A 22,993-nucleotide genomic window follows, 5' to 3' on the forward strand; every position below is an offset into this window, starting at 1 on the left:
AGTATTTATCTTGGCACACGTAAAAACAATTCGAAATTGCTATGAAAAAGGAAAAGATTCATTTGGAGTATTTGTTGAACGCAACTTCTAAAAATATTCTTTGGGGAGCTATCAGTACACCTACCGGGTTGGAGGACTGGTTTGCCGACAAAGTAATATCCGATGATAAAATAGTAGAGTTCCATTGGGGAAAGACAGAACAGAGAAAAGCTGAAATTACAGCTATTCGGGCTTTCTCTTTCATCCGTTTCCGTTGGCTGGATGATGAAAACGAACGTGATTATTTCGAAATCAAAATGACGTATAATGAACTGACAAGTGACTATGTATTAGAAATTACCGATTTCGCAGATCCGGACGAGGTAAGCGATATGAAAGAATTATGGGAGTCACAAGTCGCTAAATTAAGAAGAACTTGTGGTTTTTAGTTAACTTTCAACTAAAAATTTTCGATGCTCCTTTTTTTGTGCTAATTTTGCGTCTTAAATGCACGAACCTATTAAGATGCTACGCATAAAGAAATTAGATATATTCATCGTAAAGAGTTTTTTGATGCTCTTTATTGGTACATTCTTCATCTGTCTGTTCATATTCATGATGCAGTTCCTGTGGAGATATGTAGACGAATTGGTCGGAAAGGGATTGGAGATGAGCGTGATGGCTCAGTTCTTCTTTTATTCCGCATTGACATTAGTGCCAGTATCGTTGCCGTTGGCAGTGCTACTGGCTTCTTTGATTACTTTCGGTAACTTCGGCGAACGGTATGAATTGCTCGCAATGAAGGCCGCGGGTATCTCCCTGCTCAAAATCATGCGTCCGCTTGCTTTCTTTGTCTGCGGGCTGGTCGGTGTCTCATTCTATTTCCAAAATGTAGTCGGCCCTATTGCCCAGGCTAAACTGGGAACCCTGATTCTTTCGATGAAACAAAAATCCCCGGAACTGGATATTCCCGAAGGCGTATTTTATTCCGAGATAAAGGATTATAACCTGAAAGTCGCAAGGAAAGACCGGAAAACCGGTATGCTCTACGATGTCCTGATTTATAATATGAAAGACGGATTCGAGAATGCGCATATCATCTATGCGGATTCCGGACGTCTGGAAATGACTGCTGACAAACAGCATCTCTGGCTGCATCTGTATAGCGGCGATTTGTTCGAGAATCTGAAAGCACAAAGTATGAAATCCCAGAATGTGCCTTATCGGCGCGAGTCGTTCAGGGAGAAACATACACTGATTGAGTTTGACTCCGATTTCAATATGGCGGATGAAAGTATCATGAGCAACCAGTCCAGTGCCAAAAACATGACCATGCTACAAGCTTCCATCGACTCGATGAAAGTGTTGGGAGACAGTATCGGAAGGCAATATTACCGGGAAGTGGCCGAAGGGAATTTCCGTCCTTCCTACGGGCTGAGTAAAGAAGATACGGTCAAAATCGAGACTGCGAATATTCAGGAATATAATGTGGACAGCCTTTATGCTGCCGCATCCCTGACGCAGAAGCAGAAAGTGATATCTTCTGCCACCAGCCGTGCCGAAAATGTGTCCAGTGACCTTAGCTTCAAGAAATACACGATGGAAAATAATGACTATGCCATCCGGAAGCATAAGACGGAGTGGCATAAGAAGATTACGATTTCCCTTTCTTGCCTGCTGTTCTTCTTTATCGGGGCACCGTTGGGCGGTATTATCCGTAAAGGTGGTTTGGGTATGCCGGTGATTGTGTCGGTGCTGGTGTTCATCATTTATTATATCATTGATAACACAGGCTATAAGATGGCGCGCGACGGTAAATGGATTGTATGGATGGGGATGTGGACAAGTAGTGCGGTTCTCGCCCCGTTGGGTATCTTCCTTACTTACAAATCGAACAAAGACTCTGTGGTGCTGAATGCCGATGCGTATATCAACTGGTTTAAGAAGATTGCCGGAATCCGCAGCGTGCGTCATTTATTCAAGAAAGAAGTTATTATCAATGATCCCGATTATGCGCGTATACCCGGAGAGTTGGAACAGCTCACGGCGGAATGCAAAGCTTATATTACCCGGAATCAGTTGACGAAAGCACCGGATTATTTCAAGTTGTGGATGTCGGGCGGAAAGGACGATGAAGTGATGGCTATCAACGATAAACTGGAGGCATTGGTGGAAGAGATGTCCAATACCAAGTCGGCTACTTTGATAGGCGCATTAAACAATTATCCGGTGATTCCCGTTTCTGCTCATGTGCGCCCGTTCCATATATATTGGCTGAATTTGGCTGCCGGGGTGATTTTCCCTATCGGGCTATTTTTCTATTTCCGCATTTGGATGTTCCGTATCCGCCTGGCTAAGGACATGGAGCGAATTATAAAGAATAACGAACAAGTTCAATTCATCATACAGAAAATTAATAAATAATTGTTATGGAAGAGATTAAAATGGATAGAATAGAAGACGCGATTGCCGACTTCAAAGAAGGCAAGTTTGTCATAGTAGTAGATGATGAAGACCGCGAAAATGAAGGTGACCTGATTATTGCCGCAGAAAAGATAACTCCTGAGAACGTAAACTTCATGTTGAAACATGCGCGTGGCGTGCTTTGCGCACCTATCACAGTGTCCCGTTGCAAGGAACTGGATTTGCCGCACCAGGTGAGTGACAATACGTCCGTGCTGGGGACTCCTTTTACGGTTACTATTGATAAACTGGAAGGTTGTTCCACCGGAGTATCTGCCGCCGACCGTGCCGCTACCATTCGGGCATTGGCGGATCCAACTTCTACACCGGCTACTTTCGGACGTCCCGGACACGTTAATCCGTTGTATGCGCAGGAAAAAGGAGTGCTTCGTCGTGCAGGACATACAGAAGCCACTGTTGACATGGCCCGTCTGGCAGGACTTTATCCGGCCGGTGCTTTAATGGAAATCATGAGTGATGACGGCACGATGGCCCGTCTGCCCGAACTTCGTAAAATGGCGGACGAATATGGCTTGAAACTGATTTCTATCCATGACCTGATTGCTTACCGCTTGAAGCAGGAGTCAATCGTAGAAAAAGGGGTGGAAGTAAATATGCCTACCGAACACGGAATGTTTCACCTGATTCCTTTCCGTCAGAAGTCGAACGGATTGGAGCACATGGCTATATTTAAAGGTACGTGGAGTGCGGATGAACCGATTCTGGTACGCGTTCATTCCTCTTGTGCCACCGGAGACATTCTCGGTTCACAGCGTTGTGACTGCGGCGAACAGTTGCATAAATCCATGGAAATGATTGAGAAAGAAGGAAAAGGTGTAGTTGTCTATCTGAATCAGGAAGGTCGCGGCATCGGTCTGATGGAAAAGATGAAAGCCTATAAACTTCAGGAAGACGGTATGGATACTGTTGATGCGAATATTTGCCTGGGACACCTTGCTGACGAACGGGACTATGGCGTAGGCGCACAGATTCTTCGCGAGCTGGGAGTGCACAAGATGAGACTTTTGACAAATAATCCGGTGAAACGTGTGGGCCTTGAAGCCTATGGATTGGAAATTGTGGAAAATGTGCCTGTTGAAACTGTTCCCAATCCGTACAATGAACGTTATCTGAGAACAAAGAAAGAAAGAATGGGGCATACTTTACATTTAAATAAGTAATTTGCCAGATTGTTTCCGTATATCAAATATTATCGCTTATTTTGCAACGATTTTCACTCAACAACAATAAAATAGATACAAAATGAATCAATTATCAGATCGTTTGAACAGCTTGTCGCCATCGGCGACGCTTGCCATGTCGCAGAAGAGCAACGAGCTTAAAGCACAAGGCGTTGATGTTATTAACTTAAGTGTAGGAGAACCGGATTTCAATACTCCTGACCACATCAAGGAAGCTGCTAAAAAAGCCGTTGATGATAACTTTTCTCGTTATTCTCCGGTACCGGGTTATCCGGCTTTGCGCAATGCTATTGTTGAGAAACTGAAAAAAGAAAACGGTCTGGAATACACAGCCGCTCAGATTTCTTGTGCAAACGGTGCAAAACAATCTGTTTGTAATACGATTCTCGTATTGGTAAATCCGGGTGACGAGGTAATCGTTCCGGCTCCTTACTGGGTAAGCTACCCGGAAATGGTGAAAATGGCTGAAGGTACTCCTGTGATTGTTTCGGCCGGTATCGAACAGGATTTCAAGATTACTCCCGAACAACTGGAAGCTGCCATTACTCCGAAGACTAAAGCATTGATTCTTTGTTCTCCGTCCAACCCGACGGGCTCTGTATATACGAAGGAAGAACTGGCAGGCTTGTCTGCCGTACTGGCTAAGTATCCGCAGGTAATCGTTATCGCTGACGAAATCTACGAACATATCAATTATATCGGCGCACATCAGAGCATCGCCCAGTTCCCGGAAATGAAGGAACGTACGGTAATTGTAAACGGTGTGTCAAAGGCTTACGCCATGACAGGATGGAGAATCGGTTTCATTGCCGGACCGGAATGGATTGTAAAGGCTTGCAACAAATTGCAGGGTCAGTACACTTCAGGTCCTTGCTCCGTATCTCAGAAGGCTGCTGAGGCTGCATATGTAGGCACTCAGGAACCGGTGAAGGAAATGCAGAAAGCATTCGAACGCCGCCGTGACTTGATTGTGAAGTTGGCTAAGGAAGTTCCGGGATTCGAAGTAAACGTTCCGCAAGGTGCTTTCTATCTGTTCCCGAAATGCGACGCTTTCTTCGGAAAGAGCAACGGTGACCGTAAGATTGCAGATTCGGACGACTTGGCAATGTACCTGCTCGAAGAAGCTCATGTAGCTTGTGTGGGCGGTGCTTCATTCGGTGCTCCCGAATGTATCCGTATGAGTTATGCTACAAGCGATGAGAATATCGTGGAAGCTATCCGTCGTATCAAGGAAGCATTGGCTAAATTGAAATAAACGGTTCTTGGATAAGATAAAATAAAACAGTGGGCGGTTTTCCGAGGAAGCCGCCCACTACTTTTTTCTCCGGAAGGAGAAAATAAAAAAAAGGCTGCCTTCCGTAGAAAGCAGCCTATACTTTTTTGTAGATTGTATTATTCAGCCGGGTGAATAGCTTCAGACGGACAAACGTCTGCGCAAGTTCCACAGTCAGTACATACATCCGGGTTGATAGAATAGATATCACCTTCAGAGATAGCTTCTACCGGACACTCGTCGATACAAGTTCCGCAAGCAATACAATCGTCACTAATTACGTAAGCCATTTTTCTAAGATTTAAATTATTAGTACTAATTTCTCCGGCAAAAATAAGGCTTTTATTGATTAGTTGTTATGCTTCTATGATTAAATTGACTTAATTTGTACGTCTTCTAAATAAGCAACGTCCCTATTATGTGCTATATTTTTCGTATTTTTGTGCTCAAATTACTAATATATAGCGATTATGCCTTTAAATTTACCCGATAAACTACCTGCGATAGAACTATTGAAGGAAGAGAATATTTTCGTTATCGACACTTCCCGCGCTACGCAGCAGGACATTCGTCCGCTACGGATTGTGATTCTGAACCTGATGCCGTTGAAGATTACAACGGAAACGGACTTGGTGCGCTTACTTTCGAATACTCCGCTCCAGGTGGAGATTTCTTTTATGAAAATCAAGAGCCACACGTCCAAGAATACACCGATTGAACATATGAAAACGTTCTATACGGATTTCGACCAGATGCGTCACGAGAAGTATGACGGTATGATTATCACCGGAGCCCCTGTGGAACAGATGGATTTCGAGGAGGTGACTTATTGGGATGAGATTACGGAAATTTTCGACTGGGCACGTACGCACGTGACTTCCACCTTATATATATGCTGGGCTGCACAAGCCGGATTGTATCATCACTACGGGATTCCCAAGTATCCGCTGGAAAAGAAGATGTTCGGCATCTTTGAGCATCGTGTGCTGGAACCTTATCATTCTATTTTCCGTGGTTTTGATGATTGTTTCTATGTGCCCCACAGCCGTCATACGGAAGTGCGCCGGGAAGATATACTGAAAGTTCCGGAGCTGACGTTGCTTTCCGAGTCGAAAGAGGCGGGTGTATATATGGCGATGGCGCGCGGCGGACGCGAGTTTTTCGTGACCGGACATTCGGAATATTCTCCGTTGACGCTGGATACGGAGTATCGTCGTGACCTGGATAAAGGGCTGCCGATAGAAATTCCCCGTAATTATTACGTGGACGATAACCCTGATAAAGCTCCGTTGGTACGTTGGCGTGCCCATGCCAACCTGTTGTTCTCCAACTGGCTGAACTACTTTGTTTATCAGGAAACACCTTACAATATTAATGACATTAAATGATAAAACAGCGTAAAATAGAACTTCTCGCTCCGGCGAAAAATCTGGAATGTGGTATTGAAGCTATCAATCATGGTGCGGATGCCGTATATATCGGTGCTCCGAAGTTCGGTGCACGTGCGGCGGCTGTAAATTCATTGGAAGATATAGAAGCATTGGTGCAACATGCTCATTTGTATAATGCACGTATCTATGTCACCGTCAATACGATTCTGAAAGAAGAGGAGCTGAAAGAGACGGAAGAGATGATTCACGCCTTGTACCGGATTGGGGTGGATGCATTGATTGTGCAGGATATGGGGATTACAAAGCTGAACCTTCCGCCGATACCGCTTCATGCCAGTACACAGATGGACAACCGCACTCCAGAGAAAGTGAAATTCCTTTGGGAGGCAGGCTTTCGCCAGGTGGTGCTGGCGCGTGAGTTGTCGTTGCGTGAGATAAGGAAGATACATGACACCTGCCCTGAAGTGCCTTTGGAAGTGTTTGTGCATGGGGCGCTTTGCGTGAGTTATAGCGGGCAGTGCTATGTCAGCCAGGCTTGTTTCGGACGTAGCGCAAACCGGGGGGAATGTGCGCAGTTCTGCCGGTTGCCTTTCAGCTTGGTCGATTCGGACGGGAAAGTGATTGTAAAGGACAAGCATCTGCTTTCGCTGAAAGATATGAATCAGAGCGACGAGTTGGAGCAGTTGCTGGATGCGGGAGCTTCTTCGTTCAAGATAGAGGGGCGGTTGAAAGATGTGTCTTATGTAAAGAACGTCACGGCGGCTTATCGTCAGAAGCTGGACGCTATCTTTGCCCGTCGTCAGGAATATGTACGGGCATCTTCGGGAACTTGTCGTTATGAGTTCAAGCCACAGTTGGACAAGAGCTTCAGCCGTGGATTTACGCATTATTTTCTACATGGCCGTGACAAGGAAATCTTTTCTTTTGATACTCCCAAGTCATTGGGCGAAGAGATGGGGACGATGAAGGAAGCCCGCGGCAATTATCTGACAGTTGCCGGACTGAAATCCTTTAATAATGGCGATGGTGTCTGCTATATCGACGAGCAGGGACGTTTGCAGGGATTCCGTATCAACCGGGTGGATAGTAATAAATTATATCCGCAGGAGATGCCCCGTATCAAACCCCGTACAACGCTATACCGCAATTTCGACCAGGAATTTGAGCGTGTACTGTCACGTAAATCGGCTGAAAGGAAGATAGCTGTAACTATATTGCTTGCCGATAATGAGTTCGGCTTTTCACTGACATTGACCGATGAGGATGATAACAGCGTCACGCTGAGTCTTCCCCGTGAAAAGGAATTGGCACGTACGCCACAGACTGAGAACCTGAAAACGCAACTTGCTAAATTAGGGAATACACCTTTTGAAGCGAAAGAGATAAAAGTTTCATTTGCGGAAAACTGGTTTCTGCCTGTATCGGTATTGGCTGAGTTCCGCCGGCAGGCGACGGATAAGCTGATAGCAGCCCGCCGGATAAACTACCGCCAGGAGTTGGCAGTGTGGAAACAGACTACTCATGCTTTTCCTCAAACGACATTGACCTATCTGGGAAATGTGATGAACAGCCGTGCGGCTTCTTTCTATGAAGAGCATGGCGTGCAGCGTGTTGCCCTGGCTTATGAGAAAGAAGCGGTAGAAGATGCGGTATTGATGTTCTGCAAACATTGCTTGCGTTATAGCATGGGATGGTGTCCGATTCACCAGCGGGTGCGCTCACCTTATAAAGAACCTTATTATCTGGTATCGAATGACGGAAAGAGATTCAGCCTTGAGTTCGATTGCAAGAATTGTCAAATGAAAGTAAAAGCGGCGCAATGAGAATAATTCACCACAGAGGATGCGGAGAACGCAGCGTTTCAGCTCTTTCTCGCGGAACCGGCTTTTGGGAGTGGGATGGCTGGTGGAAGAAGCTCTCTTCCCCTGCGTCTTTCGTCTCCTCTGTGGTGATTCTGCTATTCTTCTTTTCGTCTTGTCATTATACTCGTCCCGATCTTTCTTCCGAAGAGATGCCGCAGAAAACAAAGGACTCTCTGAGTTACCTTTATGAGCGGCATTATACCTGGAATACGAATTTGGAATTAATGGCGGATTCCATCTCGTTGGAGTGTCTGCCTATCAAGGATACGTACATAAACCTTTACCGGGGCGACCGCGTGGTGGTGGCCGAATTTGCTGTGCATCCTGCCGATAGTGTGGATAGTATTTGGGTGAAGCTGGCACATACACAGGATGAACAGGGATGGATGCGTGAGGTGGAGTTGAAGCAATCGTTTGTCCCTACAGATAGTATTTCGCAGGCTATTCATTTGTTCAGTGATACGCATGCTTCTTATTTTGTGGTTATCTTTGCGCTGTTTGTCGGTGTCTACCTGCTTCGGGCTTTCCGGCGGAAACAGTTGCAGATGGTGTACTTTAATGATATTGACAGCGTGTATCCGTTATTCCTCTGCCTGCTGATGGCTTTCAGTGCGACGGTATATGAATCCATGCAGGTCTTTACACCGGAAACATGGGAGCATTTTTATTTCAATCCTACTTTGTCGCCTTTTAAGGTTCCTTTTATCCTCTCAGTCTTTTTGCTGAGTATCTGGTTGTTTTTAGTAGTCGCCTTGGCGGTGCTTGATGATTTGTTCCGGCAGTTGACTCCAGCGGCGGCAATCTTCTATTTGCTGGGGCTGATGTCCTGTTGTATCTTCTGTTATTTCTTCTTTATTTTGATGGTTCATATCTATGTAGGTTATCTATTCCTTGCCTTTTTTGTTTTCGTTTTCGCGAAGAAAGTGCAGCGGAATAGTGGCTATAAATATCGTTGCGGACATTGTGGGGAGAAGTTGAAAGAGAAAGGTGTGTGCCCGCATTGCGGAGCAATCAATGAATAACTCTATAATCTATTTCATTTCCGAATAACTTTTTATATGATGGAAATCAGACTTACCGAATTAAAAGATCTTCCTTTAGTAATGGAGATTTATGACTATGCCCGTGCTTTTATGCGCTCGACAGGGAATACAACTCAATGGATTGACGGTTATCCGTCCGAGGCATTTATCCGTCAGGAAATAGAAGACGGTCATAGTTTCGTATGTACGGATGAACTGGGGGAAATACTGGGAACTTTTTGTTTTATACTGGGGGATGACCCTACTTATCAGCATATTTATGAAGGAGCCTGGCTCAATGATGAACCTTACGGAGTAGTTCACCGGCTGGCAACGAACGGTACAAGAAAAGGGGTGGCGGAAGCCTGCCTGAACTGGTGTTTTCAACGGATGTCGAATGTCCGGGTGGATACGCATCGGGATAATAAGGTCATGCAGCATATCCTGGAGAAGCATGGCTTTCAGCGTTGCGGTATCATTTATGTAAAGAATGGGACAGAGCGCATTGCTTATCAGAAGATACAAACTATGGTTGTACAGGAATGAAAATTTGTTTTCTCCTACTGATTTGTATAAGTACCATTAACTTTTGATTCGTAAATTTCACCGGTTTCACCTTGTAATTGAAATGCTTGTGAGTAAGAAGATTACGGGTGAAAGTGTGGGGTGGAATAGGGTGAAATCCCTTGTTATTGCTTTCATTTATTGAAGTTATTTATATCGGTTGTCGGGTATATAGATCCAATGTGTCCGGTATATAGCTCCAACGTATTGGCCATATATGCCCAACGTGTTGGATCTATATATGCTGTAACTCAACTATTAATTATTGAATGTCAGATAGTTAATACTTGACGGACAGGCTGTTAATATCTGACAGTTCATCTATTAATACCTGACGGCGGGTTTGCTATTAGCATATTTCGATTAGCTATAAGCATATCCGGATTAGCTATAATGATATTTGTTTTAGCTCAAGGAATATTTTGAAAAATAAGGTGAAACCGATATTGAACGATTTCACCTTTGTTTATTCCTTGCTTTCACCCGCTATCGCCTTATTCATCGATGTTTCAAGAATCAGGTGAAACCGATGAGCCGCAATAACCCTATAGTTACATCTATGATGTCCGCAGAGTGTTGCGGGCTTTTAGAACCGGCAGCGAAGATCTACTCCAAACTGTACCGGACGTCCTTTCTGCATGAATCCTTTATTCATTGTTTCAAAGTAGAATGCTGCGTAATCCTTATTCAAGAAATTGCGTGCCCAAAAGCTAATCATGGCATCGCCGATTTCGAGATTTGTTCTCCAGTTCAATGTGCCGTAGAAAGATTGGCTTACGTCATTTTGTTCTGTCCAGTAGATGCGTCCGGCAGCATTATAATTCGCTTGGAATACTACACGGTCGAATATGGAGCGCGGACTGCAAGTGATGGCATATTCTCCACTGATATTCAGGGTATGTTTGGGAACAAAGGGGACGTATTTGCCATTATAGTCATCTTTTACAGTGAGGTTTCCCTCTTTATCCTTTTCATATTCAACGTAGTCTGTAAAGGTGGCATAAGTATATCCGTAGCTTGCATTCAGGCTTAGTTCATTAGTCAAACTGGCACGGAGAGAGGCTTCTGCACCGTAGCTGCGGCTTTTTCCTGCATTGAGAGTCGTACGTCCTAATCCACTTGCTGCGAACTGGGAAATCTGTTGGTCATGCATATCCATGTAGAAAGCGGAAAGGTCTGCCCAAAGTTTGCCTTCCCAAAGAGTGAGGTGGCTTCCTACTTCATAGTTCCATGAATATTCAGGTTTATAGCGAGTAGCTTCTTTTACTTCGGGAACTTCATCTTTTGTGGCATATTGGTCAATGATGGCAGCAAACTTAGAGAACTTTTCGCTTCCTTTTATAGCATCTATCATCGAATTTTTTAAATCTCCGCTAATCAGGTCAGAGAACATTTGTACGTTGTAGCCACCGGAGCGATAACCTTTCGATACGGTTGCATATACATTATTCCCTTTCTTCCATTCGTATTGTAATGCGAACTTAGGGAGTAGTTGAACATAGTCATCTGATATTTTCCCGTCATAACCGGCATTTGCAAGCAGGTTCTTGGCTTCTATCGACATAGATGGTCTTGGAGGAGGAAGTGTCATTTTCATACTGAAGTTGAAATCAGTAGGGTCGCTGACAGAATTATACTTCATGCTCATTTTTTCGTAATCCAGACGCAAACCAACAGTAAATGACAGCCCTTTTACAAAGAGGTCGTTTAATGTCGATTGATGAAAAATTGCCGCATTCCAGACAGGAGTATCGAATTTTCCACCTACCAATATAGTAGGGTTGTTAACCGTTAAATGTAAATTGGGAGCTGTAGGGACCATGCCATCAAAAATACTGTTTACATTACCTTCAATAACATTTTTTACTCCGTCTTCCCAAAATGTGACGGGGCCTTTGGTCGTTAATGTTTGATATAAGCCGAAAGCTCCTGTTGCCCACTGCCATCTTTTGTTGGCTTTTGATTTGAACACAATTTCTTCAGAAATCGTATTCGATTTTTGCTTTTGTTCCAGCGTATAGATGGCCATTTCGGTGAAATCCTGGTCAAGGAACATGCGGTCGTTCAGGTTTTGATAACCTGTGACGGCACTAAGAATAAAGTTTCTTGCCTGATATTCCAAATTGACTCCGGCATTCATTAATCCACGGCGATAGCTGCTACGTTCGTTATATGAAATCTTTCCGATATAATCAGCCCGCTCTTCGGTAAGCTCTTTCCCTTTTCTTTTAGCTTCTGCTATACCGTTTGGGGTAATTCCGGTATAATAATAAGGATAACCGCCCTGGTCGCTGTACTCGTAGCTAAGCGCCATGTCTATTTTCAAATTCGATGTCGGCAGATAGATGCCACGGAAACGTCCGCCGCCTGCATTGCTTTTATCAACTTTTTCATTGTTTCGGGCTGAGTTTTCAAAGAAGCCGCCCGTATGTTCGTAGAAACCACCGGTTGAGAAAGCGAAGCGGTCGGATATACGGTGATAATGCGACAGTGAAACATTGTAGTTGTTATAGGTCGCCGCTCCCATTCGTATATCGGTTCCCTGATAAGTGAAGGGAGATTTGGTATGCACCTTGATGAGGCCGCCCATCGTGTTGCGGCCGTACAATGTTCCTTGCGGACCGCGAAGTACGTCGATACGTTCGATATCGCAATAATTGAAATCGAATGCAGATTTATCAATGTAAGGGATATTGTCTACATAAAGTCCTACGGACGGGGTGTTGATACGTGAACCGATTCCACGGATATAGATGGAAGTTGTCAGTTTGGAGCCATAGTCCGGGATAAATAAGTTGGGGACAATGCCCGTCAGGTTTTTTACGGAATTGACCTGGTTGGCACGCATATTCTCTTGCGATAATACGGTGGCGGCTATGGGCAGGTCACGCAGTTTACGGTTCTCTTTCGGAGTGGCGATTACTACCACTTCTTCTATGTCCACTACTTTTAGCGAGTCTTTCGGGAAATCTTCCGCCCATACAGTTCCTGTCGTCAGGAGAGCGAGGGCAAGCATCATATTCTTTGTCTTCATTCGCAGTTATTTTGTCTGGTGCAAAGTAACGGCAAATATATGAGTCGGGCAATCCTCATTTATTAGGATTATGCCTTATTTTTTAAGAGGTCAGATGCGGTCGGCTTCGATATATCCGTTCATAACAGCATAAATAGTCAATCCGGATACCGATTTGATACCTAATTTCTCGGTGATATTCTTCCGGTGGGTGATGACGGTAGTCAGGCTGATATTCAATTTATCTGCTATTTCCTTGTTGATTAATCCTTTGGTAATCAGTACGAGTACTTCAATCTCGCGGGCGGATAAAATCTCCTGATGCGATGTTACCGGGGGCATGGGCGGCATATCTTTCATCGGATAACCGTTGTGATGGGCGTGTTGATGGAGCTTTAATATGCTTTTCACCAGTTCTTCTTCAGATTCGTGAATATTGAGTACGGGGACGCCGGAAAGTTGGAATTGTGGGCTGTCGCTTGCCAGTACAATGGTTTTCCGCTTCCGGGGAAGGAAGAAAGCATTGTGCTCCACATAGATTTGGGCGGAAATAAAATAATGGGCATACATATCCGGGGTATCGTCCATTAGTTCACTGAAACTATGGAAGGTACGTATGGTTGCCATGGGAATCATTTCCTCTAAAATACCTTTCAGACCAAGACAAGTGAGGGTGTTTGATTCTACAATTGCTATTTCGGGTTGGGGGGTCATCGGTTTGTGTGGTTTTAATTAATGATTTAGATAGTTAGCTACCGCTTCTGCACATCGTTCGCCGTCTACTCCGGCAGAAACAATGCCACCGGCATAGCCTGCACCTTCCCCGCAGGGGAACAGTCCGCGTACAGTCACGTGCTGCAATGTCTCTTTGTCGCGTACGATGCGGACAGGAGAAGAAGTGCGTGTCTCTACTCCAATCATCACCGCCTCGTTAGTGAGGAAGCCATGACTGCTACGTCCGAATTGTTGGAAACCGAGGGATAATCTTTTGCTGATAAACTCCGGCATCCAGAAGTGAAGCGGAGAAGAAACCAATCCCGGGGCATAAGAAGATTCGGGCAAGTCATAGCTTAATTTCTTACGGGTGAAATCCAGCATACGTTGTGCCGGAGCCGTCTGCCGTCTGCCGCCTTGCAGCCAGCACTGCCGTTCCAAATCTTCCTGAAAATGAAGGACGGGAAGAAGCTGGGAGTTGAGAGTTGAAAGTTGCGAGTTGCTTAGGGATGGGTTAAGGGCAAGTAGTTGTTCTTTCTGCCGCGCAGCCAACTCTTCATTTTCAATTTTCTGCTTTTCACTTATCAGATCTTCCGGTTGTATCTCTACAACCATTCCCGAGTTGCTCCAACGTGAACCACGGTTGGAAGGAGACATACCGTTTACTACTACTTGTTCCGGTCCGCTGGCGGCAGGGACGATAAATCCGCCGGGGCACATACAGAAACTGTACACCCCTCTGCCTTCCGCTTGGGTCACGAAACTATATTCGGCAGCGGGCAGGTATTTTCCTCTTCCGTTCTTGTTATGATATTGTATCTGGTCAATCAGCATTGCCGGATGTTCCAGACGGACACCGACAGCAATTCCTTTGGCTTCGATTGTGACATCGTTTGCTGCCAGCCAACGGTAAACATCTCTTGCCGAATGTCCTGTAGCCAGGATGACAGGGCCGAGAAATGTTTTTCCCGTATTCGTCTCGATGCCTTTTATTTCGTTGTTCTCGATAATTAGTGCATCCATCCGAGTCTCGAAATGGACTTCACCGCCACATTCGATGATTGTATTCCGCATACTCTCAATGACACGTGGCAGCTTATCTGTTCCGATATGCGGATGTGCATCTGCCAATATCGATGTGGACGCTCCATGTTGGCAAAATACATTCAGTATCTTATCTACATTTCCTCTTTTCTTGCTGCGGGTGTATAGTTTTCCGTCCGAATAAGCTCCTGCACCCCCTTCACCAAAGCTGTAATTCGATTCCGGATTTACTGTATGCTCCCTGCTGATTTGTGCTAAATCCTTTTTCCGTTCGCGTACATCTTTTCCCCGTTCTACGATAATCGGGCGCAAACCTAGTTCGATAAGGCGCAAAGCTGCAAATAATCCGCCGGGTCCTGCGCCTACTACAATGACCTGCGGCTTTCCTTCCACATTATTATATATGGTATGTTCGTATTCGTCATCTTTGGGCATCTCATTGATGTAAACCTGTACCTTCAGATTGACAAATACAGTCCGTTGGCGCGCATCGATGCTCCGCTTCAGAATTCGGGTGGCATTGATAGTATGTGGGTTTATGCCTTTTTCTTCAGAAAGGTATTTTTTCAACCGTTGTTCGTTTGCTGCGATTTCGGGAAGGACGCGGAGTTGGTATTCTTGTATCATCTGATTCTTGTTGTTTTTGATTATAAAATGGATAAAACTGATGTATAAAAAATCAATCTCTTATCCGAATAAGGCTCTGAACGCCTCTTCTACCTTTCTCACAGGTACTAATTCTATCTTTAACTTTTGCGTATCGATGCCCTGCAAATTATATTTCGGTAACAGGAAACGCTTGAAGCCTAATTTCTCAGCTTCTCCGATACGTTGTTCTATCCTGTTCACGGGGCGGATTTCGCCCGAAAGCCCGATTTCTCCCGCCATACAGACTTCCGGTTCGATAGCCGCGTCCATATTTGAAGAAAGAATGGCGCTGATAACCGGCAGGTCGATAGCAGGGTCGTTCACTTTCAGTCCGCCGGCGATATTCAGGAATACGTCTTTTTGTGCAAGTTTGAAGCCTACACGCTTTTCGAGAACGGCGAGAAGCATATTCATTCTTCTCAAATCGAAACCGGTTGCCGAACGTTGAGGATTTCCATAAACGGCGGAACTTACCAAAGCCTGTGTCTCAATCAGGAACGGGCGTATCCCTTCAATGGCAGAAGCGATGGCTACTCCGCTCATTCCCTCGTGGTCTTGGCTTAGCAATAATTCCGAAGGATTGCTTACTTGGCGCAACCCGTCCTGTCGCATTTCATAAATGCCCAATTCGGCCGTACTGCCGAAACGGTTCTTGATGCTGCGCAGAATACGGTACATATAATGTTGGTCGCCTTCAAACTGGAGAACGGTATCGACGATATGCTCCAGTACTTTGGGGCCTGCGATGCTTCCTTCCTTATTGATATGTCCGATAAGCAATACGGGGGTATGCGTCTCTTTGGCAAAACGGAGAATGGAAGCGGAGCATTCTCTTACTTGTGCGATACTTCCCGGAGATGATTCAATACTCTCAGTAGAAATAGTCTGTATAGAGTCGATGATGACCAAATCGGGATTTGTGTTCTTGATATGCACATAAATCTGTTCGAGTGAAGTCTCACAGACGATAAGGCAATCGCTGGAAACACCGGAAAGGCGGTCGGCACGAAGTTTCAGTTGCCGTGCGCTTTCTTCGCCGGATACATAGAGAATCTTCTTCTCCGGCATGTGCAGTACGGTCTGCATGACAAGTGTCGATTTCCCGATTCCCGGCTCACCGCCTATCAGGACCAGGGACCCCTGTACAAGACCGCCCCCCAACACACGGTTCAGTTCATTATCGTGCATATCGATACGTGGTTCATCGTCCGATTCTATTTCGCTGAGGATAACAGGTTTGGGTTTCTGCGTCTCAATGCCCGACACCGGTCGGCGGTTGGCCGGTTCTTTCCGTACGATTTCTTCTACATACGTATTCCATTCTCCACACGACGGACATTTACCTACCCATTTCGGTGAGTCTTGTCCGCAGTTACTGCATACATATACGGTTTTTTCTTTTGCCATTTTCTTTCTCCATTAATATAAAAATCCGAATGCCCAGAGTGGAATCTTGTTTCCGGCTGAATATTCAATATCATCTGCGGCAATAAATGCCTGTTTGCTATTGGCTATCTGTTTTCCATCTTTACTCTTACCGCCAACTTCTATTGTGTATCTGCTATCTATCGTATAGTCCGCACTGCGGGTACAGTATTCTACCCGATGTTGATAAGAGAGCTGGTTTACCATAAATACCTCTCTCAATGTACCTTTGTTTACATCTTTAAAGGTCAATGCATAAAGTAAGTTGGTATTTTCCATATAAATCTTATCCGGTTTTTGCAGTTTCTTGATAGAATCATTATCCGAATAAAGCAGGTGAATCAGTTTAGCCCTGTCCAGGTATTGCAAATAGGCAAGGATGGTAGTCCGTGAAAGTTCTGCCATGGCGGAAAGTTTGGTAATATCTACCATAAAAGGCACTTCGGAAGAGAGAATTCCCAGGAGGCTTTTTAATTTTCGTACGTTACTGATATCCACACCACATTGTTGGGGAAGTTCGATTTCAAGTATCAGGTTCGTTATATTTTCGATACGTGTATAATACTCTGCATTCCCTTCCAGGTAAAAAGGATAATATCCATGTTTCAGATAATCTTCAAAATAAGCAAGAGGCCGGCATCGGGAATTTACTTCATTGCAGATTCCGTCGCTGTTATCCAGTATTTCTTCCAGTGTGTATGGGCGGATATGGATTTGATGGTACAATATCAGATATTCACGATAAGAGAGTCCCTGCATATTGTACGATATACATCGGCGGGACAAATCGGCTTCCGCATTCAGAAGTTGAAGTAAGGAAGAACCGGTGAATACTATTTTCAGCTCAGGAAATTCATCATATATGTTTTTGATTTCCTTACTCCAGGACGGATATTTGTGGACTTCATCCAAAAACAGGCATTTTCCGCCTTTCAGGTAAAACTGTTCGGCAAGTTCGCTAAGAGTATGTTGGGTGAAATACAAACTGTCCAAACTCGTATATAAGGCACTTTGGCTGTCATCGGCATAATGAAGTTTCAAGTATTGAAGCATTAAAGTTGTTTTCCCGACTCCACGGGCTCCACGGATAGCAATCAGGCGGTTGTCCCAGTTGATTGTATCCATCAAGCTTCTGATATAAGTGGTAGAGGTAGCTCCCAGTAGCCTTTTATATCTTCTAATTAGTGTATCCATACCTTTATCTGTTTTCTATGGAATACAAAAATAGGCATAATTTGTTCAACGCGCAAAACAAATTCATAGAAAATCTGTTCAATACATAAAACAAATAGGGGGATTTACAGAGTAATCTCGCCCGCCATCGACCGGTTCATCCGGTCGCGCACCTCATCCGGCGTATATCCGTGTCCCAACAAGAACATTAATTTGGTGACAGCCGACTCAGTTGTACTGTCATAACCGGAGACAACGCCTGCCTGCAATAACTGGTATCCCGTTTCGTAACGCTCCATCTCTACCATTCCCGCGTTGCATTGCGTCACATTGACAATTACAATGCCGCGTGCACTGGCCTGGCAAAGCCGTCGGATAAACCATTCTTTCCGGGGAGCGTTGCCCGAACCATAGGTTTCGAGTATAACGGCTTTCAGTCCTTCTATATCTAAAGTGGCGGCTACCACATTCTCCTGAATTCCGGGGAATAGCTTCAATACCACCACGTTCGTGTCCAATAAATAATGCGGTTTCAGTTCCCGTTCTTCCCCGTTCACATGAATCTGTACATTATTATATTTAATATGAATCCCCGCTTCCGCCAGCACCGGATAATTGAAAGACCGGAATGCGTTGAAGTTCTCGGCATTCATCTTTGTCGTGCGGTTTCCCCGCATCAGATGATTCTCAAAGAAGATGCAGACTTCCGGTACAAGTGCTTTTCCCTCTTTATTCTGGGCGGTGGCAATCTCTATGCTCGTCATCAGATTTTCTTTTCCGTCCGTGCGAAGTACCCCGATAGGAAGTTGGGAACCTGTCAGGATAACAGGCTTGTCCAATCCTTCCAGCATAAAACTGAGTGCGGAAGCAGTGTATGCCATCGTGTCCGTGCCATGCAGGATGACAAAGCCCTGATAGCGGTCGTAGTTCTCATGGATAATATGAACCAGCTTCCGCCACATATCCGGTTCCATGTCCGAAGAGTCCATAGGCGGGTCGAACTGATACGTATCAATCGGGAAATTGAATTTCTGCAGTTCGGGGACATGCTTTTGGAGTTGTTCGAAATTGAAATTCTCCAATGCACCTGTCACGGTGTTCTCAATCATTCCAATTGTTCCACCGGTGTATATTAACAATACGGAAGTTTTTTGCGGGTTCATAAGCTGATTTCTGCGTTCGTCTTCGCAAATATAATAATATAAATGATATATTAATAGCAAAATGTCATAAAAGTGAAGAGGAATTACAAGGCGGAAAGAACGCGCAATATTCTTTTTATCAGAAAAAAACGGGAAAAAGTGATAGATTGAACGTTTTTATTATTACTTTTGCGACACTTATCAAAAACAAGAGTAGAAACAGGACTATGATGAAGTACTATCCACATACAGTCACATCGATGTGTACCATGACCCTTAGGGGTTGATGGATAGTTTTGTGTATCTACGTGATTCACGCCTGTATAGGCAGGCAAAATTCAAATTCAATTTTATTCGTAAACAACCAATCGTTCTGTAAAACCATACACAGGACATTGCATTTAAATAAGTATCTTCATGAAAGTAATGAAATTCGGCGGAACGTCCGTAGGTTCCGTGAACAGCATTTTAAGCGTAAAGAGAATCGTAGAGTCGGCTAAAGAGCCGGTAATTGTAGTTGTTTCCGCATTGGGGGGCATCACTGACAAATTGATAAACACATCGAAGATGGCGGCAGCGGGAGATTCGGCCTATGAAGGCGAGTTCCGCGAAATCGTTTACCGCCATGTGGAAATGATTAAAGAAGTGATTCCCGCCGGAGAAAAGCAAACGTCGTTGCAACGTCAGATTGGCGAACTGCTGAACGAACTGAAAGACATTTTCCAAGGAATCTACCTGATTAAAGACCTTTCCCCGAAAACATCGGATACAATCGTCAGCTATGGAGAACGCCTTTCTTCCATTATCGTTGCCGAACTGATTGAGGGGGCGGAATGGTTCGATTCGCGCACTTTTATCAAGACAGAAAAGAAACATAATAAACATACGCTGGATGCGGAACTGACGAATAAGTTGGTGAAGGAGGCTTTCGGTTCACTTCCGAAAGTGGCGTTGGTGCCCGGATTCATCTCCTCCGACAAGACATCGGGAGATGTGACGAACCTCGGTCGTGGCGGTTCCGACTATACGGCTGCCATTATTGCCGCAGCACTCGACGCTAATAGCCTGGAGATATGGACGGATGTAGACGGCTTTATGACTGCCGACCCGCGTGTTATCTCGACGGCTTACACGATTGCCGAACTGACTTACGTGGAAGCGACCGAACTTTGCAACTTCGGTGCGAAAGTGGTTTATCCGCCGACCATCTATCCGGTATGCCACAAGAATATACCTATTATAATAAAGAACACATTCAATCCCGACGGAGTGGGAACCATCATCAAACAGGAAGTTTCCAATCCGCATTGCAAAGCCATTAAAGGTATTTCTTCCATCAATGATACGAGCCTGATTACCGTTCAGGGACTCGGTATGGTAGGTGTAATCGGTGTCAACTACCGTATCTTTAAAGCATTGGCAAAGAACGGAATCAGTGTGTTCCTCGTATCTCAGGCTTCATCGGAAAACAGTACTTCCATCGGTGTGCGCAATGCCGATGCCGACCTGGCTTGCGAAGTGCTGAACGAAGAATTTGCCAAAGAAATCGAAATGGGCGAAATCTCTCCGATTCTTGCGGAAAGAAACCTGGCTACGGTTGCTATCGTAGGTGAGAACATGAAACATACACCGGGTATCGCAGGTAAGCTCTTCGGTACGCTGGGACGTAACGGTATCAATGTAATCGCTTGTGCACAGGGAGCTTCGGAAACGAATATCTCTTTTGTAGTCGATTTCAAATCCTTGCGCAAATCGCTGAACGTCATTCATGACTCTTTCTTCCTGTCCGAATATCAGGTATTGAACCTTTTTATCTGTGGTATCGGTACGGTAGGCGGCAGCCTGGTGGAACAGATTCGTTGCCAGCAACAAAAGCTGATGATGGAGAACGGGTTGAAACTTCATGTGGTAGGTATCATTGATGCAGCCAAAGCGATGTTCAGCCGTGAAGGGTTCGACCTGGCCAATTTCCGCGAAGAACTGAAAGAGAAAGGAAAAGACAGCAACTTGCAGACTATCCGTGACGAGATAGTCAGCATGAACATCTTCAACTCCGTATTTGTAGACTGTACGGCAAGTCCCGACATTGCATCGCTTTACAAGGATTTGCTGGAACACAATATCTCCGTGGTAGCCGCCAACAAGATTGCCGCTTCTTCGGCTTACGAGAACTACCGCGACCTGAAAACGATTGCCCGCCAACGTGGCGTGAAGTATCTGTTCGAAACAAACGTAGGTGCGGGACTTCCGATTATTAATACAATCAACGACTTGATTCATAGTGGCGACAAGATTCTGAAGATTGAAGCCGTACTTTCGGGTACATTGAACTACATCTTTAATAAGATCAGTGCCGATATCCCTTTCAGCCGTACCATCAAGATGGCGCAGGAAGAACGTTATTCCGAACCCGACCCACGTATCGACCTCAGCGGTAAAGACGTCATCCGCAAACTGGTGATTCTCGCACGCGAAGCCGGATACCGCATCGAGCAGGAAGATGTAGAGAAGAATCTCTTTGTTCCGAACGATTTCTTCGAGGGTTCTTTGGATGACTTCTGGAAACGGGTGCCGAGCCTTGACGCTGACTTTGAAGCCCGTCGCCAAGTACTCGAAAAAGAGAATAAACACTGGCGTTTCGTTGCCAAACTGGAGAATGGGAAAGCCTCTGTCGGCTTGCAGGAAGTAGGATCCAACCATCCGTTCTACGGTCTGGAAGGCAGCAACAATATCATCCTGCTGACTACAGAACGTTATAAAGAATATCCGATGATGATTCAGGGATACGGTGCCGGTGCAGGTGTAACTGCTGCCGGAGTATTTGCCGATATTATGAGCATCGCAAACGTTTAATGCCTTATGAAACATATTATCATATTGGGAGACGGTATGGCCGACTGGCCGGTGAAGTCATTAGGGGACAAGACGCTCCTGCAATATGCAAAGACGCCTTACATGGATAAATTGGCCCGTATGGGACGTGTCGGACGGTTGAATACCGTAGCCGAAGGGTTTCATCCGGGCAGTGAGGTGGCCAATATGTCCGTATTGGGATATGATCTTCCGAAAGTGTACGAGGGTCGCGGACCGCTGGAAGCGGCGAGCATCGGTGTAGACCTGCAACCGGGAGAGATGGCGATGCGTTGCAACCTGATTTGTGTGGAAGGGGAGATTCTGAAGAATCACTCTTCGGGACATATCTCTACGGAAGAGGCGGATGTATTAATCCAATACCTGCAAGAGAAACTGGGCAATGACCGCGTACGTTTCCATACGGGAGTTCAATATCGCCATTTATTGGTTATCAAAGGGGGGAACAAAGAACTGGACTGCACCCCGCCGCACGATGTGCCTTTGAAACCTTTCCGTCCGCTGATGGTGAAGCCATTAGTGCCGGAAGCGCAGGAGACGGTAGATTTGATTAATGACTTGATTCTGAAATCACAGGAATTGTTGAAAGACCATCCGTTGAATCTGAAACGTATAGCAGAAGGCAAAGACCCTGCAAACAGTATTTGGCCTTGGAGTCCCGGTTATCGTCCGCAAATGCCTGTCTTCTCCGAAACATTCCCGCAAGTGAAGAGAGGAGCGGTTATCTCGGCAGTCGATTTGATAAATGGAATCGGTTACTATGCAGGCTTACGCCGCATCGCAGTAGAGGGAGCCACCGGACTTTACAATACAAATTATGAAAACAAAGTAGCTGCCGCCTTGGAAGCCCTGAAGACAGATGATTTTGTCTATCTGCATATCGAAGCCAGCGATGAGGCGGGACACGAAGGAGACGTCGACCTGAAACTCCTGACTATCGAGAATCTCGATAAACGTGCCGTAGGCCCTATCTACGAAGCAGTGAAAGACTGGGACGAGCCGGTAGCGATAGCCGTATTGCCCGACCATCCTACGCCCTGCGAACTTCGTACGCATACTGCCGACCCTATTCCGTTCCTTATCTGGTATCCGGGCATTGAACCGGACGAGGTGCAGACGTATGACGAAGTAGCGGCTTGTAGCGGTAGCTACGGTCTGCTGAAAGAAGACGAGTTTATAAAAGAGTTCATGAAGAAATAACGCATCC

Annotated in this window: 17 protein-coding genes; 10 read left to right on the forward strand and 7 right to left on the reverse strand. The window is 45.3% G+C overall.

From position 1 onward, the window contains the following. Positions 1 to 41 precede the first annotated feature (41 nt). The 4 genes from RDN93_RS01710 to RDN93_RS01725 all read left to right on the forward strand — a co-directional run bounded on the left by RDN93_RS01710 (position 42) and on the right by RDN93_RS01725 (position 4,899). Complete coding sequence (locus RDN93_RS01710; RefSeq protein ID WP_308743942.1) at positions 42 to 428, forward strand: START-like domain-containing protein; 387 nt, start codon at positions 42 to 44, stop codon at positions 426 to 428. A 76-nt stretch (positions 429 to 504) separates the two neighbouring features. Beyond that, positions 505 to 2,403, forward strand: coding sequence for an LptF/LptG family permease (locus tag RDN93_RS01715; RefSeq protein ID WP_308744024.1), 1,899 nt, complete (start codon positions 505 to 507; stop codon positions 2,401 to 2,403). 5 nt (positions 2,404 to 2,408) lie between these two features. Continuing rightward, positions 2,409 to 3,623 (forward strand): bifunctional 3,4-dihydroxy-2-butanone-4-phosphate synthase/GTP cyclohydrolase II, encoded by a 1,215-nt coding sequence (locus RDN93_RS01720; protein ID WP_308743943.1) that lies wholly within the window; start codon positions 2,409 to 2,411, stop codon positions 3,621 to 3,623. Positions 3,624 to 3,705: 82 nt separating this feature from the next. Continuing rightward, positions 3,706 to 4,899: a pyridoxal phosphate-dependent aminotransferase gene (locus RDN93_RS01725; RefSeq protein WP_308743944.1), complete on the forward strand. Its 1,194-nt coding sequence runs from the start codon at positions 3,706 to 3,708 to the stop codon at positions 4,897 to 4,899. Between the two features lie 137 nt (positions 4,900 to 5,036). On the opposite strand, the gene RDN93_RS01730 is transcribed toward RDN93_RS01725, so the two are convergent. Continuing rightward, entirely contained in the window at positions 5,037 to 5,207 is a 171-nt protein-coding gene (locus RDN93_RS01730) for a DUF362 domain-containing protein (protein ID WP_002559159.1), read from the reverse strand. A 180-nt stretch (positions 5,208 to 5,387) separates the two neighbouring features. Here RDN93_RS01730 and metA point away from each other — a divergent pair, with 180 nt between their 5' ends. The 4 genes from metA to RDN93_RS01750 are packed head-to-tail and all read left to right on the forward strand — an operon-like array spanning position 5,388 to position 9,738. After that, positions 5,388 to 6,305: a homoserine O-succinyltransferase gene (gene metA / locus RDN93_RS01735; RefSeq protein ID WP_308743945.1), complete on the forward strand. Its 918-nt coding sequence runs from the start codon at positions 5,388 to 5,390 to the stop codon at positions 6,303 to 6,305. Continuing rightward, positions 6,302 to 8,131, forward strand: coding sequence for a U32 family peptidase (locus RDN93_RS01740; RefSeq protein WP_308743946.1), 1,830 nt, complete (start codon positions 6,302 to 6,304; stop codon positions 8,129 to 8,131). The genes metA and RDN93_RS01740 overlap by 4 nt, the downstream gene beginning before the upstream one ends. Beyond that, complete coding sequence (locus RDN93_RS01745; RefSeq protein ID WP_308743947.1) at positions 8,128 to 9,192, forward strand: zinc ribbon domain-containing protein; 1,065 nt, start codon at positions 8,128 to 8,130, stop codon at positions 9,190 to 9,192. Before RDN93_RS01740 ends, RDN93_RS01745 begins: the two co-directional genes overlap by 4 nt. 36 nt (positions 9,193 to 9,228) lie before the next feature. Beyond that, positions 9,229 to 9,738, forward strand: a complete 510-nt coding sequence (locus tag RDN93_RS01750) for a GNAT family N-acetyltransferase (protein WP_308743948.1) — start codon at positions 9,229 to 9,231, stop codon at positions 9,736 to 9,738. Between the two features lie 604 nt (positions 9,739 to 10,342). Here the strand turns inward: RDN93_RS01750 and RDN93_RS01755 are convergent. The 6 genes from RDN93_RS01755 to RDN93_RS01780 form a co-directional block, all read right to left on the reverse strand. Beyond that, positions 10,343 to 12,790 carry a TonB-dependent receptor domain-containing protein gene (locus RDN93_RS01755; RefSeq protein WP_308743949.1) on the reverse strand — a complete coding sequence of 816 codons (2,448 nt, stop codon included), beginning with the start codon at positions 12,788 to 12,790 and terminating at the stop codon, positions 10,343 to 10,345. Positions 12,791 to 12,880: 90 nt separating this feature from the next. Continuing rightward, complete coding sequence (locus RDN93_RS01760; RefSeq protein WP_308743950.1) at positions 12,881 to 13,483, reverse strand: LuxR C-terminal-related transcriptional regulator; 603 nt, start codon at positions 13,481 to 13,483, stop codon at positions 12,881 to 12,883. Between the two features lie 18 nt (positions 13,484 to 13,501). Then, positions 13,502 to 15,154, reverse strand: a complete 1,653-nt coding sequence (locus tag RDN93_RS01765) for an FAD-dependent protein (protein WP_308743951.1) — start codon at positions 15,152 to 15,154, stop codon at positions 13,502 to 13,504. Between the two features lie 60 nt (positions 15,155 to 15,214). After that, positions 15,215 to 16,582, reverse strand: a complete 1,368-nt coding sequence (radA, locus tag RDN93_RS01770; RefSeq protein ID WP_308743952.1) for a DNA repair protein RadA — start codon at positions 16,580 to 16,582, stop codon at positions 15,215 to 15,217. Between the two features lie 12 nt (positions 16,583 to 16,594). Continuing rightward, entirely contained in the window at positions 16,595 to 17,794 is a 1,200-nt protein-coding gene (locus tag RDN93_RS01775; RefSeq protein ID WP_308743953.1) for an AAA family ATPase, read from the reverse strand. A gap of 104 nt (positions 17,795 to 17,898) precedes the next feature. Beyond that, the gene (locus tag RDN93_RS01780) at positions 17,899 to 18,936 is read right to left on the reverse strand and encodes an asparaginase (protein ID WP_308743954.1); all 1,038 of its coding nucleotides are present in this window, start codon (positions 18,934 to 18,936) and stop codon (positions 17,899 to 17,901) included. A 396-nt stretch (positions 18,937 to 19,332) separates the two neighbouring features. Here RDN93_RS01780 and thrA point away from each other — a divergent pair, with 396 nt between their 5' ends. Both thrA and RDN93_RS01790 read left to right on the forward strand, forming a co-directional pair. Beyond that, positions 19,333 to 21,768 carry a bifunctional aspartate kinase/homoserine dehydrogenase I gene (thrA, locus tag RDN93_RS01785; RefSeq protein ID WP_308743955.1) on the forward strand — a complete coding sequence of 812 codons (2,436 nt, stop codon included), beginning with the start codon at positions 19,333 to 19,335 and terminating at the stop codon, positions 21,766 to 21,768. A gap of 6 nt (positions 21,769 to 21,774) precedes the next feature. Then, a complete protein-coding gene (locus RDN93_RS01790) occupies positions 21,775 to 22,986 on the forward strand; it encodes a cofactor-independent phosphoglycerate mutase (RefSeq protein WP_308743956.1) in 1,212 nt (403 codons plus the stop codon). The last annotated feature ends 7 nt before the right edge of the window (positions 22,987 to 22,993 follow it).

The organism is uncultured Bacteroides sp. (assembly GCF_902491285.1).
Lineage (GTDB): Bacteria > Bacteroidota > Bacteroidia > Bacteroidales > Bacteroidaceae > Bacteroides.

Coding starts and splice junctions, on each gene's coding strand:
- RDN93_RS01775 (WP_308743953.1), bottom strand. CDS start 17,794: ATGGATACACTAATTAGAAGATATAAAAGGCTACTGGGAGCTACCTCT.
- RDN93_RS01725 (WP_308743944.1), top strand. CDS start 3,706: ATGAATCAATTATCAGATCGTTTGAACAGCTTGTCGCCATCGGCGACG.
- RDN93_RS01790 (WP_308743956.1), top strand. CDS start 21,775: ATGAAACATATTATCATATTGGGAGACGGTATGGCCGACTGGCCGGTG.
- RDN93_RS01730 (WP_002559159.1), bottom strand. CDS start 5,207: ATGGCTTACGTAATTAGTGACGATTGTATTGCTTGCGGAACTTGTATC.
- RDN93_RS01710 (WP_308743942.1), top strand. CDS start 42: ATGAAAAAGGAAAAGATTCATTTGGAGTATTTGTTGAACGCAACTTCT.
- thrA (WP_308743955.1), top strand. CDS start 19,333: ATGAAAGTAATGAAATTCGGCGGAACGTCCGTAGGTTCCGTGAACAGC.
- RDN93_RS01750 (WP_308743948.1), top strand. CDS start 9,229: ATGATGGAAATCAGACTTACCGAATTAAAAGATCTTCCTTTAGTAATG.
- RDN93_RS01715 (WP_308744024.1), top strand. CDS start 505: ATGCTACGCATAAAGAAATTAGATATATTCATCGTAAAGAGTTTTTTG.
- RDN93_RS01720 (WP_308743943.1), top strand. CDS start 2,409: ATGGAAGAGATTAAAATGGATAGAATAGAAGACGCGATTGCCGACTTC.
- RDN93_RS01765 (WP_308743951.1), bottom strand. CDS start 15,154: ATGATACAAGAATACCAACTCCGCGTCCTTCCCGAAATCGCAGCAAAC.
- RDN93_RS01745 (WP_308743947.1), top strand. CDS start 8,128: ATGAGAATAATTCACCACAGAGGATGCGGAGAACGCAGCGTTTCAGCT.
- RDN93_RS01780 (WP_308743954.1), bottom strand. CDS start 18,936: ATGAACCCGCAAAAAACTTCCGTATTGTTAATATACACCGGTGGAACA.
- RDN93_RS01755 (WP_308743949.1), bottom strand. CDS start 12,790: ATGAAGACAAAGAATATGATGCTTGCCCTCGCTCTCCTGACGACAGGA.
- RDN93_RS01760 (WP_308743950.1), bottom strand. CDS start 13,483: ATGACCCCCCAACCCGAAATAGCAATTGTAGAATCAAACACCCTCACT.
- metA (WP_308743945.1), top strand. CDS start 5,388: ATGCCTTTAAATTTACCCGATAAACTACCTGCGATAGAACTATTGAAG.
- radA (WP_308743952.1), bottom strand. CDS start 16,582: ATGGCAAAAGAAAAAACCGTATATGTATGCAGTAACTGCGGACAAGAC.
- RDN93_RS01740 (WP_308743946.1), top strand. CDS start 6,302: ATGATAAAACAGCGTAAAATAGAACTTCTCGCTCCGGCGAAAAATCTG.